This is a genomic window from Pseudomonas sp. B21-019, from assembly GCF_024749225.1.
In the GTDB taxonomy this organism is placed as follows: Bacteria; Pseudomonadota; Gammaproteobacteria; order Pseudomonadales; family Pseudomonadaceae; genus Aquipseudomonas.
The window spans coordinates 3,714,092-3,730,436 of record NZ_CP087193.1; the positions used below are offsets into that span (position 1 = coordinate 3,714,092).

Here is a 16,345-nt window from a genome sequence, read left to right on the forward strand (position 1 = left end):
GATGAATGGCAAAGTGCCCCGCCTACAACTCCAGACTTAAACTCTCCGAATCATTACTGCCTCTGATTCTAACTGGAAAAATACCACATCCTCCAACAATCCCATCCATACCCGGAAGACTCAAACTCTTAAAGCTCACCTAGGCACCGAAGAGTTAATACTTATCCCCCTCAAAAAATTGGGCAGATTTATTTTCTGACCACAGCACAAAGTCAAACAAATAATCCCTCCCTAACCCTCTCACGCCTGCTTAATAACTTGAAAAAAAGTAACAACAGGACCGTAGTCCTGATCAGAATTGGAGACTTCAACAGAAAACAACCTCTCCGGAAACTTATCCTTTAAAACCAAACGCCAAGATAATGCGACAATTTCGCACAACTGCTCAAAGACAGCATCATCCACCTTATCAGTACAGCCTGCAAAAACATCATATAGATGAGTGTGATTCAACATTCTCTCGACCGCACTAATATCACCATCAAAATTCTTCACCCAAGATAAAAAAACATCAGCATCATACTTATTTTCTAGAATAACAGCTTCACCCACGACGACAAAATCAGGAAATAATAGCCGACAAAACAACAATGAATCCTCAGGACTACACATATCACTCACGTAAGAAAATATATCAATGCCACTTTTATCCGCCCACTGGGATCGCCATAGCTCATACTTATTCAAACCACTAAACGGCTTAACTGTATTGATCTTTATCATGAAATTTCATCCAACGTAGCAGGTCTTGGTGGGGATTTCGTTGAGGGAGACTGAACTCTGACCGTCCCGTCCGGCAACGAACGAGAAATCGGGGACAGACCACGATTAAATTGAAGGAGCATTATCCAGCCCCTCGATAAATGTGGTCTGTCCCCGCTTTCGCTCCCCAAGTATTAAAGTTCTGCCACCCTCTAGCCTCTTGGATAGCTGGCGTCAATGGCTCATCAAATCCACGAACGCTAGCTTTAACATCGATCCCTGCCTCTCTGGCTGCGGCGATTCGAGTGTTATCCATGCTAGTCAGCTTGCCATCAGGCATTTTAACAACGTCAACTGGATCACCTTTCCAACCATTAGTCCGCATGCTTTGGACTAAATCGTCGTATGTGTAATTTGTACCCGTTACTCGGCCAGCTTTATTGAATGAGACGCTATTTTGCGAGAACCGAATATCATCAACCGCATGAGGTGTGACACTATCTGCCTCTTTTGCACCAACTAAATTTTAAGAGACACAGAAAATTCTGGCCCGAGCTCACCCCTCAAACTTATAACTAATCGCTCCCCCTCCAACTTAAACTCACGCTCCAACTCCTCACTCTTGAACCCGGAGTTCGGCGGATAATCAACATCCAGTGTTTCATCATAAATGGCGGCCCACTTTAACAGACGCTCCTGAAGCTCTTTAGAGATCGGAAGCTCACAAGGAGCCATGTCCCCATATTCGCCGGGGGACATATTCCAAATCGGATAACACTGATAATCCGCCATTAATTTTATACATTTCACTTAACGCTCCCCCTTGGATTTGCACCGACAACGAAGCCGTTATCACCAACAGTCACAGCTATTCGCTGCGTCTGACCGTTAATATTTAACTCATAAATCGGGCGCCCAACTCCAGAGCCTTGATAACCAACGAGCTTACCCTCAGAAACCGCCCTCATCACTACTCCCGGAATCTGAGCCTCTGACACACCCATCTGAGCGAATTGGCTACCATGCTCCTCAATGATGTGCTGCAACCCAGCTTTTGAGTTTCCGGTCTCTAGGAATACAACTTTCCCGCTAGAACTGCGAGTCGTTGCGATGACATTCTCTGGGGTAAATTTCACACCATTAGCAGTTAACTCATCAAGCAAGGATGTGTTCAACGTGCCTTTTGCAAACCAAGAACCGGCCCTCCCGAGTATAGCTGCTAATCCTAAACCGGTTAGCTCCCCGGCCACGAACTGGCCCCACGCCTTGACAAACTCATTCGCAGGCTGGACACCATCAAAGCCCTGCCCTTCAACGAGTGCTCGTTGTACTTGGGCAATGTCTTCAGGTGACGCTCCCTGGCTTTGCATGTATTCGGCGAGAGAGCTTGCCGCTTGTGCATACTCAGTCAAACCTGGCGGCAAGTGCATATCAAAATTGTACTTCGTAGCGTTATCCGCCACCCAAGCCCCAGTTTGCAAAGCATCTGCGTCTCCCCCTTGCGTCGACGCCGCTAACACCCCCACGATCTGCGACGCCATCGAGAGCAGATCAGGATTACCACCGACCAATTTATTCAGGTCGACGATGAGCGCTTCATTCGCACCCGCCGCCAAGGCTCCGGTTGCAAAATCACCACCTGTTACCTCTGAGAGCAGCCCACCCACCATGGCATGAATGACGACTTTAGTTGCAGAACCATCGTCAAACACGCCTTTGGTGTAATCGCCCACGGCGTTGAAGCTGGCTGCCGCCAATGTGTTGAACAAGGCAGTTTTCAACACATCACTAACGTTGACGTCTTCCCCCAGCGCCTTGCCCAGCAACGCGGACGTCCCGCCTTGCAACACCTGATTAACGCCAAACCGCCCAATCCCTTCCAGGCTGCTGAGGTCTACCTTGCCTGTAATCGTTGTTTTCAGAATGTCTTTAAAAAACCCAGCTGTTACACCAGCCGTCACACCCGAAATCACATACCCTTTGAGCGCTTCCGAGGACGTCACGTCCTGGAACACCGCTCCAAGATTCCCACCATTGTTGATAAAGCTGGTGGCCGCATTCGTTGCCGCACCAGAAGCCACTGCAGCAAGGCCTGCGGCTCCGATGGTCCCCATACCGGCAAAAGCACTCAGTGCCGCAGGGCCGACAAAAGCCGCCATGACGATCGCAATGATCATCTGAGAAGCAGGCCCAAGCCCCGAGGTTTCATACTTGAACGACTCGTGGATTTCCTTGACCAACTTCCAGTCCACATCGCCCCGTGCTTCGGCTTGCTTCAGCCAGGCCAGTTGCGGGTCGGCTTTGACCATCGCATCAATGGTCTGACTGACGCTTTGCTGATTCACCTCTTTGAGGTCGATTCGCAGACCTTCCACCGCCTTGATCGTGATGTTGCCTTTGGCAATCATCTGGGTCTGGCGCAATGTCTCGTCGGTGTTGCCCTTGCCTTTCGAGGACATCCACGCGGCGTTGCTATCGCTCTTGATATGGCTCTCGTCATGCAGATCCTTCACCGCTTCGAAGACAATCGCACCGCCGCTGTCGAGCGTGATGTTATTGGCACTTTCAAGCGAGGCCGCCTGATAGCGCTGATCGCCGCGGCTGGACAACGTCAGGTCGCCGCCGGACTTGATTTTGGTGCCCACATGGACGAGGTCGGTGACCTCATCGCGCTGGGTTTTCAGGCTGCCGAAGCTGCCCTTTTTCTTCATGTCGTACAGCGAGTAATCACTGTCCTGCGCGGCCAGCAGTTGCAGGTCGCCGTCGGCGTGCAGGTAGGCTTCTTTGCCGGCGCTGATGTCGCTGGCGATCAGGGTCATGTCCTTGCCGGACTTGAGGGTGAGTTTGCCGCCGGCCTCCAGCGTGGTGCCGATCTGGCTGACGTGGTCTTCCTGGCGGGTTTCCTTTTTGTCCTTGAAGTAGCTGTGTTGTTCGTCGGCGGCGGTGGCGAACAGCAGGTCGCCCTTGGCGTCGATCGTCACGTCGCCCTTGGCGTCGAGCTTGCTCGCCACCACGGTCACGTCGCCGCCGGAGTTGACCGTCAGGCTACCGCCCGCGCTGACGCTGGCACCGTGCTGGGTGAGGCTTGAGTCAAGGAAGTCGGTACGGCTTTCGGACTTGCGCTCTTCCACGGCGGTGATGCTGACGTCGCGCTTGGCATCGATGGTCATGTCGCCACCGCTTTTCAGCACACCGCCGCTATTGAGGACGTCGCGCCCGGCGTTGATCACCAGTTTGTTCGCGGCCTCGATGCGGGCGGCGCTGTCCACGAAGTCACGCGCATGGCTGTAGTCGCCGACGCTGCTGTCGTGGGAGGTCACCGTGCGCTCGTTGACGACGTCGCCGTTCGTGGCCTTGAGCGTCACGTCCCGCCCGGCAATGATCCCCCCCGCCTTGTTGGTTAAATTATTGGTGGCGAGCAAGTTCAACCGTTCCCCCGCCTCCACCAACCCGCTGCTCACCAAATCTTTCTTGGCCGTCGCATCCAGGTTCTGGCTGGCGCGCAGGGTGCCGGCGTTGTGCAGGTCCTTGTCGGCGATCAGGGTCACGTCGTGGCCCTGGATCAGCGCGCCGTTGGCCGCCAGGCGGTTGTTAGCGTTGGCCAGGTACAGCACCGGCACCAGGACTTTTTCGCCGTTCACTTCGTGTTCTTCGAGCCAGACGATGTCGTGGGTCAGGGCCGCGACTTGCTGTGAAGTGAGGGTTACGCCGAGGCTGAGGTTCAACGCGTCCTTACTGGCGATGGCGTTGTTCATCAGGTACTTGTAGAGCGCTTCGTCCGAGGTCTGGCCGTCGATGAAGCGTTGACCGGTGCGGGCGAGCACGGCTTGCTGGACCAGTTTCTGCTCGTAGAGCCCATCACCCAGGCGCTTGGCGCTCTGGTCGGGTTTGTAGCCCAGGCCGGACAGCAGGTAGTCCGAACTCATGAATTGCTTGAGGTCGGTGAGGACCGGGTTGGTTTCGATCAGGTATTTGTGCGGCTGGGATTTGCCGGCGTTGCTTGGCAGACCTTGGACGCGGTTGAGGGTGACCGGCGCACTGGTGGACGAGGTGACGCCGGCGCCGGTGAGGGTCCAGCTTTGTGGGCCGGTGGCGGTCGGGTTGGTGCTGCCTTCCTGGCTCAGACGGAATAGGCCGTTCTGGCTGCTGGGCAGGCTGAAGCCGGGAAGCGTGAGCGGGTTGACTTGCTGCTGGGCCAGGTCGGGAGCAAGTTGCTGGTTGATCTGGATCGGCGTCGAGTAGCCACTGCCTACTCCCGTGTCAGCCTTGGTATGACCTGCCGCCACATAGGCATAGAACGGGCGAACCACGCTGTTGTTGATGTTCTGGGTGGCATTGAGGGTGACATTTGCGCCGGCCTGGATGATGGCATCCAGGGACTCACCGTTGATGGTGCGACTGCTGGTTGGCAGTGTTTCGCCCATCCAGGCCAGAAAGTTGCTCAAGTCCTGTTCGACAGTGGCCGAAGGGGTCGGATTGTTTCGTTGGGTGAAGAGGTCAGCCATGTTGATGGCCGAAGCGGTTTCGTTGACCCAGCTCACGAATCGCCGGGTGGTTTCGATGTCCTGCTCTTGCACACCCTTGTTGTTGATCGTCGACGCCGTGATCGTTAAATTCCCGGCAGCCGTAACGTTGCTGCTGATGTTGTTCACTTCGCCGGCGTTAATCGTCAGGTTCGCGCCGCTGTTGATCGAGGCGGCTTCAGAATGAAGCGTGACCTTCAGGCGATCGGTTTCTGCAATTTCCCAAAGAGCGTTGATGCGGCCACCGCCACGGTCATCACACCCATACGAGATCAGTGCGCATGACAATTGAGTGATGGTCGCGACACTTTTCTCATGCTCGGTGTACTGCAACACATCCATGACGTTGTTAACCGTCGTGGCCGCGATCGTCAGGTCGCCGGTACTCTCAATCCCTCCAGACCTGTTATCCAGCAGATCAGCCTTGGTCTTGTTTTTGTCCCTGGCGATGAGCGTACTGCCCAGGCTGTAGACCTGCCCGTAGCGGTTAGTGAAGCTGGGGCTCAGGAGCTGCATGTCTGCGCCACTGAAGATCAAGCCGCGGTCGTTGAGCAACGCGCCTGTGGTCAACGTCAGGTTCTTGCCGGCGCCCACGGTGCCGGTGTTGTTTACGCTGCCGGCCGTCAGGGTCAGGTCGGCAGCCGATGTCAGGCGACCGGCGTTGCTGAGCTGTCCACCCACGGAAATGGTTGTGTTGCCGCCACCGGCGAGGCTCGATGCTGCATTGAGGTTCAGTTGTGCAGCGCTGAGGCCAAACGTTCCCAGGCTGCTGACCCGGCCATTGCCCGAGTACGTGCCACCGAGCGTCAGGCTCAGGCTGTCGTCACTCGCGATCAAGCCATCGTTATTCCAGTTACCGCCGCTACCGGTCAGTGTGCTGACCGCCAGCAACTGACCGCTGGCCGTCTGGTTGAGGCTGTTGATATTGACGGTCAGGCGATCAGCCTGGATCACGCTGCTGTTGGTCCAGCTGGCGGCGGCCAGAGTCAGGCCACCACGGGTGACGAAGTTGCCGCCAGCGCTGCCCAGTTGACCGGTGGCGATGTCGAAAAGGCCGGTGCCGACGTGCAGCACGTTGCCGCCGACGTTCAACAGACCACCGGCGCCGAGGCTCAGGTCATTGTTGGCGGATTCCACACGGCCGTTGCGGTTGTCGAACAGGCCCCCGATGGCGAACGCGGTTTTACCATTGGCGCCTAGCGCGCGCAGCTGACCGGTCTGGTTGTCGAGGCTGGCGGCGGTGATGGTCAGCGTGCTTTCACTTTCGATGATGCCCAAGCGGTTGTTCAATGCGCCGCGCAGGCTCAGGTCGATCTGTTGCCCGCCGATCTGCCCGTCGTTGTCGCCGCTGTTGTCGAAGTTATTGCCGGTGACGCTGACCCGGCCCTTGGCGTAGAGACCGCCATTGCGGTTGTCGAAGTTGCCGTTGGTACCGGTGTCGACGATGGCATCACCGGTTTGCGCAGTGATCCGCCCGCCGTAGTTGTCGAGGCCGGCCAATGCCTTGAGGTTCAGGCTCTGGGCCTGAATGATCCCGCCCTGACGGTTGTTGTTCAGGTCATAGCCGTTGCGCAGTACACCGGTGATCTGGCTGCTGAAGGCGCCTTGCAGACTGGAGAGCACACCGCCGCGGCTGTCGAGGCTGGCGGCGGTGATGTCGAGGTTGCCGCCCTTGGCGACGATGCGCCCGCTCTGGTTATCGATGGCGCCGCTGGTTTTCACCGTCAAGTCGCCCTGGCTTTGCAGGGTGCCCTTGGCGTTATCGAGGCTGGCGGCATTGAGCGTCAGGCCGGCGTTACTGCTGAAGATCTGACCGTTGGCGCTGTTCTGTACGACGCCACTGGCCGTGATCGTCAACAATTCACTGGCCGCGACAGTGCCGCCATTGCGGTTATCGAGGCCACCGGTCAACAGGCTCAGCAAACCCTGGCTGGCCAACTGGCCGCCCTGGTTGTCGACCTGCACCGCGCGCTGAATCACCAGCGGGCCATTGCTCGCCAGTTTGCCGCTGGTATTGGTCAGGGTGCCGAGCAGATCGAGGGTGATCGCGCCCTTGCCCGCCAAGGTACCGGCGCTATTGTTCAGATCGGTGCCGGTGAAGCTGATGTCCTGCTGGGCATTGATGGTTGCATTGGCGTTGCTGAGGGTTTGGGCCTGAATATCCAGAGCGGCGCCGCTGTCGATCAAACCGCCCTGGGCGTTATTCAGTGTTCCGGCAATGACGAAGGTTTGCGCACCGGCACTGGAAAGAATGCCGTTGTCGCTGTTGTCGAGGCTGGCCGCCGTGACCTTCAACGTGCCGTTACTGACCAGAGCACCGGCGTTGCTGTTACGCACAGCGCCGGTGAGGTCCACCAGCACGTCACCGTCGCGGCTCGACAAGGTGCCTTGATTGCGGTTGTCGAGGCTGCCGCCCAGAAGGCTCAGGCTTTGCCAGCCGGAAATCAGACCATTGAGGTTAGTGGTGGCATCGGCGGTGAGGTCCAGTTGCTGACGGCTGATGAGTTTGCCGTCGCTGTTGTCCAGGTTACGGCCCGTCAGCATGTAACTTTGGCTGCTGGAGAGTTCACCGCCACGGTTGTTCAAGTCCCGCAGGTTGCGGATGCTCAGTTGACCGGTGGTGGTGATCAGGCCATTGGCGTTGTTCAGGTCACCCATGGCGCCGCTGAAGTCGATGGCAATGGCGCTGCCGAGCAACGAGCCGCCGTTCTGGTTGTTCAAACTCGCCGTGTTGATGTTCAGGTTTTGGGTAGCGTTGATCAGTCCTTGATCCTGATTGTCGAGCTGGCCGTTAACCCTGAGTTCGAGGCCGGCGCGACTGGTCAGGGTGCCGCCGTTGTTGTTCAGGCTACCGGCCTGTACATCGACGCTTGCCGCCGCGATCAAGCCTTTGATGTTGGTCAGCGCCTGCTGCACGCGCAGGGTCACGGCCTGATTGCCGAGCAGTTTGCCGTTGCTGTTGTCGAGGCTGTCGGCCGCCAGCGTGAACGCCTGGGCACTGGATATTTCGCCGTTGCGGTTGTTCACCTGGGCGAGGTTTTTCAGCACCAGTGCCGGGGCATTGATCAAACCGTTCTGGTTATTCAGCTCGCCGTGATTCAGGTCCAGGGTCAGCGACGTGCCGCTGGTGAGTTGCCCGCCATCGTGTTGGTCGAGGCTGCTGACACTGACCGTCAGGGCCTGGTTGCTGGCGATCTGGCCCTTGCTGCTGTTATCGACCGTGCCAGCGTTGAGGCTCAAGCTGTCGAGGCTGGTCAGTTTGCCGCCCTGATTGTTCACCGCCCCCGTGGCGGTGATGCTCAAAGCCTGACCGGCGTTCACCAGCCCTGCCACGTTATCCAGAGTGCCCATGCGCAGCGTCGCGGTGGCCAGGCTCGAGAGTTCGCCAGTGCGGTTGTTCAGGTGGCCGAGGGTGGCGCTGAGATTACCGGTACTGGTGATCAGACCGTTGCTGTTGAGGACCTGATTAGCCGTGAGATTGAGATTGCCGCTGCTCAACACCCGGCCATTGTTCTGGTTGTCCAAAGTCCCGACGGTGATGTTGGCGGTTTGCGCAGCGCTCAACGTGCCGCCCTGATTGTTCAGGGTCTGACTGGTATTGACCGTCAGGTTGCGGCTGGCCACCACGCTCTTGCCGGTGTTGTTGAAGTTCTGCGCATTCAGGTTCACATCGCCATTGGCATTACGACTGGTATCAGCGTTGACCCCGGCTTCGATGATGCCGTTGTTGGTCAGCACACCACCGGCCGTCAGCGCGATGCTGTCCCGCGCGGCAAGGGTTTGCTGGTTGCTCAGGTTGCCTTGGGTTTGCACGTTGACGACGGTGCCGGCGTAGACCGGGCCACGCGCATCGAGGCTGGCGGCTTTGACGTTCACGGCCCCCGCCGCAGAAGTCTGCGCCAGGCTGAGATGGCCGTTGGCGTCGAGCTGGATATCACCACCGCTGGCGGCCAGGTTGCCGTCGAGTTTCACCCCGACCCCGGCTTCGGTGCCCACCAGTTTGATCGCCCCGGCGTACATGCCGCCCAACGCGGAAGAGTCGATCGCCAGTTGTGGTTTGGCGCTGCCGTCATCGGCACGGGCGGTGGCGTTGAGGCTGTCGGCGTTGACGTCGTTGCGACCAGCAATGATGGTCAGGTTTTTCGCCTGAATCTCGGCGTTGATCTTCGCGCTGCGGGTGATGATTTCGAAGCGATCGACGTTGTTGGCGTTCAGCCCGGCGCCGTCGATGGTGACGCTGCCCTGATCGACCTGGAAGCGATCGAGACGACCGTTGTCCAGCACCGGTTTGCCGGTGGTCAGGGTCACGCGCGGGGTGTTGATGAAGCCGCAGCCGTTGCAGCTGATGCCGTAGGGGTTGGCGACGATGACCCGCGCCGACTGACCCGCCACTTCGGTGTAGCCGCGCAACTGGCTGGGACTGCCGCCGACCACTTCGTTGAGGATGGTTTGCGCCGCGATCCCGTTGGTCAGGTTCGGGTTGCCGACGATGATCCCGCCCAACTGGGTGGCGCCGGTCTGGTTGGCGACGTTGTTGAGGATGACGCCCTGGGTGCCGACGTTGTAATCGTGAAACTGGTTATGCGACAGACCCGTGCCGTTGGGCGTGGCGATCTGGACGATCGGCACGCCATTGCCCGCCTGGCCGAGGCTGGTGCCGGGCGTGGCCACCACGATCCCGTCGGCCTGGGCCCACATCGGCTGCCAGAACATGACGTTGGCCAACAGGAACGCCAACCCGCGCTTGGGCATGCCCCAGAAGTGCTCGCGGTTTTTGACCGCAGCCGAGGGCTGGTTAGCGAGGAAGGCGTAATGGCGAACGTCCATGTCAGTGTTCTCGAAGAGGCGTATTTAGAGGAAGAAATCCACGCGGAAATAGATCGGCGCTTCGCGCTCGGTCAGCACGTCAGGGCGTTCCAGGGAATGGGCAAAAGTCACGCTGGCGGCCACATGCTGACCCCGGGCAAACAGCTCCACGGAGTCGCTGGACATGCGCCCGTGCTGATCGCCGTTGTAGCGGTCGCCACGGATCACGCCCTGGTCGTAACCCAGGCTGGTGCCGTACTCGGCGAACACCGGGCGCAGCCATTCCAGGGTTACCGGACGGCTCCAGCGCAGGTCGTTGCGCCAGTAGCCGCCGCTGTCACCGGACAAGGACTGGTCCTTGTAACCGCGAATCGACGACTGCCCGCCAAGGCTGGTGCGCTGCGGGCTGAACAGCACGTCTTCACTGCGCTGGCCGGTCATCAGGCTGCTGAAACTGAAGGACTCGCCCCACAGCTTGAACGGCTGCAGATAACTCGCAGTGGCGGTGTATTTGCGGTAACGCGCGTTCGGCTCGCCGGGGCCCGGATCACCGTTACCCTGGACGTCGAACGCGCCGATGCCTTGTTGCATGCCCAGGTCGAGGTTGACGAAGGCACTGCCGACCCGCCGACCGTGGTTGATGCCGAACTGCGCTTCGCTGATGCGGTTGCTGCTCAGCTTGAGCTTGCTGTCTTCGATGAAGTTGTTGGTGCGCAGGTACGAGAGACCGGTGCTGAGGGAGGTCTTGCTCAGGGCGTCGCGATGGATCACCCGCTCGGCGCGCAACTGATGGTTTTCGCTGTCGCCGGTCTGCTTGAAGTTGAAACCGTTGGCCTGGGCTTGCGAGCGGTACTCGCTCTGGCTGTAGGTGTAACTGAAGTTCCACCAGCCCCACGGCACGCTGTAATTGAGCATCGCGTTGTTGGAGGTGTGCTGGTGATCGCTCATCGCATCGTGACCGCCGCGCAGCATCAACTGATCGGCCAGGCCCAGCGGGCTGTCCCAATCGAACGTCGTGCCCCACTGCTGCTCGCCGGTGCTGCGCTGGCCGTCGTTACTGCGCGACAACCCGACACGCCACGGCTTCTGCGGGGTGTTCTTGACCAGCACCTCGCTGCCACCGACGTTCTTGCCCGGCGACAACTCCATCTGCGCCTGATTCGACGGCAAGCGGTTGAGCTGATCCACCATCTGCTCGATTTCCCGCAGATTGACCAGCTCCCCGCTCTTGCCGGGAAAAGCCATGGCCAGTTCACGGTCCGACAGCTGGCTGCCCTCCGCGCCCTTCAACCCTTCGAGCCGGCCCTCGACCACCAGCACCTTCAAATGCCCGGCGGACAAATCCTGCTGCGGCAAGTAGGCCCGGCTGGTGACCAGGCCTTTCTCGATGTACAGATCGGTGATGACTTTCAGCAACTCGTTGAGCTGTGTAACGCCCAGGCACTGGCCGATGTAAGGCTTGAGCAGGTGATTTTTCTCGCCGTCCGAAAGACTGTCGGCGCCTTTGAGCTCGATGTCCTTGATGGGGAAACAACGGGCGTCGGCCGGGGCCGTCGGAGGCGCGGGTTTGGCTGCCTTGCCGGGTAATTCCTTGAGCTCCTCGAGACGCCGACGCTGCTCGTCGAGCAAGCGATCCTGACGTTCGCGGATCAGATCGGTTTCACCGGGGGTGGGGGCGGCGTGAGCAAGATTCAGCGGAGAAAGGCACAGCAAAGCCAGGCACAACCTCGCCACGAGGGCGGGTGGGTACATGTTCGATCCCTCGAATGGAGACTGATAGCACAATAGTGGCGCGATATTAGATGGCCACTATTTTGACGTCAATGAACGGATTCATTCGAGGAGGTTAAGGGATGACTTGTAATGGCTAAATCGGGCGCTTCCGACGAGAGCGCAGGACGTTTCCTGATGTGGTGTAGAAAAATGCTCACAACACCAAGGCGCTGTAGTCCGCAGAGAAAAAGCGGAGTGCCAAACGGCAAGGTCTTTTTTACGTAATGAACAACCCGGGCTCTGTCCGGGTACGGGGCATGGAACAAAATTAAAGAGCTATATTTTTTGTGGCTACACTCATGGCTGGTAGCTATTGGCTACCAACGTGATGGGTCTCAACAGGAATTACAAATAGAAGGGAATCTGATGAACAAGTTAAAAGCCCCCCCGTTTGCCTGCGCTGCATTGTTGTTTTTCGGCGCTCATTCAATGGCTCAGGCTGCCGACATTCTGGATCAGGGATGGAGTGACACCACCCAGTCCAATTGGCTTGAACTTTCACAAGGATCGAGAATTCTCCCTCTCTCCTGGGCGCTTGCATTGGAAGAGCCTGGTTCAGAGGAGAAGTTCATGAGTGACAAAACGATCTCCGCCTACGGTTACACGCCTTATCGTCCGTCTTATAACGGTAAGCGCTTTACGTTGCCGATGGGTTTCGTTTTGGATGATAGCCACGACAGCAAGCTGTCTTTCACTAAACTCCGCTGGTTTTTTGGACAAGGGTCGAGAGAGCCGTGGGTGGGGATGAACTGTTCTGCTTGTCACACGGCTCAGATCAAATTTGAAGAGCAGAATCTTGTGATCCATGGCGGGCCAACGAACGCCGACTTTCAAAATTTCTTTAAATATTTTAGAGAGGCCTTAAGCAAAACGGCTTCCGATCCTGAAAAATTTGAGCGCTTTGCAAAGAGTGTCCTGGGTGATGACCTGTCGAAAGGGAATCGCCAACGGTTGAAAAAATCCCTGGATAGCTTGAATGCGTTTTATGCCCAAAACGAGACATTGAATGCCACAGATCTGCAATATGGCCCAGGTCGCCTTGATGCAGTGGGCCACATTCTCAACAAAATCAGTCAAGTCACCCAAGCGAAACCGCCTACCCCTAACCCCTCTGATGCGCCGGTGAGTTATCCATTTCTCTGGAATACGCCTCAACACAACGTTCTCCAATGGAACGGAATGGTCAGTAAAGCAAAACTCTTCTCGTTCACGGGCGAAGGCCTCGATGTCGGAGGTCTGGGGCGTAATGCAGGAGAGGCCATCGGTGTGTTCGCCGACATTCGCCCGGTTAAAGAATCCGCGGCCAAGGCAGGGTTTGTCTCCAGTGTGAACGTGAAAAATCTGGATGTTCTAGAACGTTCTCTTTATACCCTGAAGCCTCCGCGGTGGCCTGGGCAGTTGCCAAAAGACCTCACGCCTGGCGCCAAATTATTTACGGAAAATTGTGCCGGCTGCCATGCCCCCCTTGATAGAAACAATCTCGCCACGCCCATCAAAGCGGTCATGATTCCAATCTCCGCGAATGACAATTTCAATGCCCAGAGCCCAAAAGACTCGACCATTGGCACGGATCCCTGGATGGCGTGCAATGCCTATCAATTTAAAGCGGATTCTGGAGTGTTGGCGGGTTATTCCAAAGTCGATAAATCAGGACCCATCAAGTCAAATGACCTTCTCTACAACATGCTGGGTGTGACCGTCCTGGAGACATTACTGGGTAAAGGGCGCGATGTCGCCGAACTGGCTTTCGATGGATTGCTTGGAATAGATACCAAACCTCAAAAAGTCCCTGGCTTCAAGGAGCGTGCCTTGTTCAGTCGTTTGGATGAGAAAGCACTACGGCTATACAACTGCTACCGTGCCAGTTCAACCGTTCCTCTTCTCGCCTATAAAGCAAGACCCCTCACCGGCATCTGGGCCACAGCTCCCTATTTGCATAACGGCTCTGTACCGAGCCTGAATGACCTTCTGCTGCCACCCCATCAGCGCCCGTCGAGTTTTTACACAGGGACCAATGAGTTCGATAACAAACGGGTTGGATTCAAGACCGAGAAATCGGACAAGAACTGGTTTCTTTTCGACACCAAGCTTGATGGCAATAGCAACGCCGGGCATGACTATGGCGTGGGCAGCCTCAGTGATGTCCAAAGGTCACAACTTCTCGACTACTTGAAGTCACTTTGAACGGCGTCGCAGACGCTCTCACTTGAGGTATGGAGTGGTAATTGCTGGTAGGGGCGACCGAAAGTATTGGTCGCCCCGCCGGAGGCCTGTACAGATTTAATGTTTGCTTCAGGTATCAGAAGTTAGCCGGGGTGTTGGCGCTGATGATTTCTGCCTCATCCGCCCCAATATTGCGAAACCGATGCGGCAACGTCGTCGGGAAGTAATATCCATCCCCGGCATTCAACACACTAATCTGCCCATCCACCGTCAACTCAACCGTGCCGCGAGTTACGAGCCCACACTCCTCCCCCTCAGCATGCACAATCGGCTCTTCCCCCGAACTCGCCCCAGGCGCGTATTGCTCGCGCAACAGCCGCATCTGCCGACTCGGCACCGAAGCGCCAATCAGCAACAACCGCAGCCCATGACGCCCGAGGTCCGGCTGTTCATTGGCGCGAAACACATACTGATGCTCGCGTGGCGGTTGGTCGAAGGTGAAGAAGTCCGCCAAAGACATGGGGATGCCTTCGAGCAGTTTTTTGAGGGAGCTGACGGAGGGACTGACGCGATTCTGTTCGATCAGGGAGATGGTGGCATTGGTGACGCCGCTACGCCGGGCCAGCTCGCGCTGGGACAGTTTGTAGCTTTCGCGTACTAATTTGAGTCGTGAGCCCGTGTCCATGACAGCCTTATGTGAGAACTACTTAAGGGGTAATGGGGGTGGGTGGCGGGCGACTGGTGGCCGCGGATTACGCCGTTTCCCGTCCCGGAACCGTGGAAGGCGGGTATTAAATCACGTTTGTGGGTGTTGCTCAGCAGGTTCGATAAACGGCTGGCAAAAAAGCTGTCGGCTTCTGATGTCAGTCAGTTCTGGTGTCGAAACTGTGGCGAGGGGGCTTGCCCCCTCGGCCACGAAGGTTTGTCCCGCATGGATTGCATCAATGGCAAAAAGCGGGGCCGCTTCGCGCCCCAGCGGGAGCAAGCTCCCTCGCCACAGGGGTGATGCGTAGCCTTGGCCGGCGGAGACCGCCGGCAGGTTCAACCTAGATGCCGAAGCGGTCTCGCAAGGCGTAATACGCCGCGCCCATGGCGGTGAGTGGGGCCTGGAAGGTGCGGCCGCCGAGCATCGGCATGTGTGGCAGGGAGGCGAAGGCGTCGAAGCGTTCGGCGTCGCCGCGGATCATTTCCGAGATCAGTTTGCCGGCCAGGTGCGAGCAAGTGACACCGTGGCCGCTGTAGCCTTGCATGTAGTAGGCGTTTTTCTCGATGCGGCCGAATTGCGGCATACGGGACATGGTCAGCAGGAAATTGCCGGTCCAGCGGTAGTCGATTTTCACGTCCTTGAGTTGCGGGAAGGTCTTGAGGATTTTCGGGCGGATCAGTTGTTCGATGTCGTCCGGCTCGCGGGCGCCGTAGACCACGCCGCCGCCGTACAGCAGGCGGTTGTCGGCGGTGAGGCGGTAGTAGTCGAGCAGGTAATTGCAGTCTTCGACGCAGTAGTTATTGGTGATCAGGCTGCGGGCGACCTTCTCCGACAACGGCTCGGTGACGACGATTTGCGAACCGCAAGGCATGCTTTTGCGGGTCACGCGGTTGTCGAGGTCTTGTGGTAGGTAGGCGTTGCCGGCGATCAGCAGGTACTTGGCCCGCACCACGCCTTTGGCGGTGCGCACGGTGATTGGCTCGCCGTAGGAGATGTCCACGGCGGCGGATTGTTCGTAGATTTTGCCGCCCAGGCGAATGATCGCGGCGGCTTCGCCGAGGGCCAGGTTCAGCGGGTGGATGTGGCCGCCCTGCATGTCCAGCAGTCCGCCGACGTAGTTGTCGCAACCGACTTCGCGCTGGATGTCCGAGGCGTCGAGCATTTTCAGGTTGTTGTTGCCGTAGCGTTCCCAGTTACGCTTCTGCTCGGCCAGGCCATTGAGCTGCTTCTTGTTCAGCGCTGCGAAGATGCCGCCAGGGCGGTAGTCGCATTTGATGTCGTATTCCTTGATGCGCGAACGGATGATGTCGGCGCCTTCAAAGATCATGCTGCCGAGCACTTCGGCGGTTTTGTCGCCGTAGCGCTCTTCGATCACATCGACGTCGCGGCTGTAGGAGTTGACCAGTTGGCCGCCGTTGCGACCGCTGGCGCCGAAGCCGACTTTGGCGGCTTCCAGTACCGTTACGCTGTAGCCCGCTTCGCTGAGGAACAGCGCCGAGGACAGACCGGTGTAGCCAGCGCCGATCACGCAGACGTCGCATTCCACCAGCTCTTCAAGAACCGGGTAATCGCCAGTCTGGTTGCGGGTTGCGGCGTAGTAGCTGTTTACATGATTTTGTGTAGAGCTGTGTTTCATACATTTCTCCGAGGGCCGCCGACATGCGCCGGCGAC

6 protein-coding genes are annotated in these 16,345 nt (G+C 57.7%); 1 reads left to right on the top strand and 5 read right to left on the bottom strand.

The window, feature by feature from the left end; all coding sequences use genetic code 11:
* Nucleotides 1–240 precede the first annotated feature (240 nt).
* From LOY36_RS16545 to LOY36_RS16555, 3 genes are all read right to left on the bottom strand, one after another.
* Entirely contained in the window at nucleotides 241–723 is a 483-nt protein-coding gene (locus LOY36_RS16545) for a hypothetical protein (RefSeq protein WP_258668895.1), read from the bottom strand.
* A gap of 785 nt (nucleotides 724–1,508) precedes the next feature.
* Nucleotides 1,509–10,052 carry a filamentous hemagglutinin N-terminal domain-containing protein gene (locus tag LOY36_RS16550; protein ID WP_258668896.1) on the bottom strand — a complete coding sequence of 2,848 codons (8,544 nt, stop codon included), beginning with the start codon at nucleotides 10,050–10,052 and terminating at the stop codon, nucleotides 1,509–1,511.
* A 24-nt stretch (nucleotides 10,053–10,076) separates the two neighbouring features.
* Nucleotides 10,077–11,783, bottom strand: a complete 1,707-nt coding sequence (locus LOY36_RS16555; RefSeq protein ID WP_258668897.1) for a ShlB/FhaC/HecB family hemolysin secretion/activation protein — start codon at nucleotides 11,781–11,783, stop codon at nucleotides 10,077–10,079.
* A 387-nt stretch (nucleotides 11,784–12,170) separates the two neighbouring features.
* Between LOY36_RS16555 and LOY36_RS16560 the strand changes: the two genes are divergently transcribed.
* Nucleotides 12,171–13,988, top strand: coding sequence for a di-heme-cytochrome C peroxidase (locus tag LOY36_RS16560; RefSeq protein ID WP_258668898.1), 1,818 nt, complete (start codon nucleotides 12,171–12,173; stop codon nucleotides 13,986–13,988).
* Between the two features lie 115 nt (nucleotides 13,989–14,103).
* Here LOY36_RS16560 and LOY36_RS16565 read toward each other — a convergent pair whose 3' ends face one another.
* Together LOY36_RS16565 and LOY36_RS16570 are read right to left on the bottom strand one after the other, a co-directional pair.
* Entirely contained in the window at nucleotides 14,104–14,652 is a 549-nt protein-coding gene (locus LOY36_RS16565) for a cupin domain-containing protein (RefSeq protein WP_008011722.1), read from the bottom strand.
* Nucleotides 14,653–15,013: 361 nt separating this feature from the next.
* A complete protein-coding gene (locus LOY36_RS16570) occupies nucleotides 15,014–16,309 on the bottom strand; it encodes an FAD-binding oxidoreductase (RefSeq protein WP_019648644.1) in 1,296 nt (431 codons plus the stop codon).
* Nucleotides 16,310–16,345: the final 36 nt, after the last annotated feature.

What these genes read in the sequence shown, in the direction of transcription:
- LOY36_RS16565 (WP_008011722.1), bottom strand. Translation starts at nt 14,652, where the DNA reads ATGGACACGGGCTCACGACTCAAATTAGTACGCGAAAGCTACAAACTG.
- LOY36_RS16550 (WP_258668896.1), bottom strand. Translation starts at nt 10,052, where the DNA reads ATGGACGTTCGCCATTACGCCTTCCTCGCTAACCAGCCCTCGGCTGCG.
- LOY36_RS16555 (WP_258668897.1), bottom strand. Translation starts at nt 11,783, where the DNA reads ATGTACCCACCCGCCCTCGTGGCGAGGTTGTGCCTGGCTTTGCTGTGC.
- LOY36_RS16570 (WP_019648644.1), bottom strand. Translation starts at nt 16,309, where the DNA reads ATGAAACACAGCTCTACACAAAATCATGTAAACAGCTACTACGCCGCA.
- LOY36_RS16560 (WP_258668898.1), top strand. Translation starts at nt 12,171, where the DNA reads ATGAACAAGTTAAAAGCCCCCCCGTTTGCCTGCGCTGCATTGTTGTTT.
- LOY36_RS16545 (WP_258668895.1), bottom strand. Translation starts at nt 723, where the DNA reads ATGATAAAGATCAATACAGTTAAGCCGTTTAGTGGTTTGAATAAGTAT.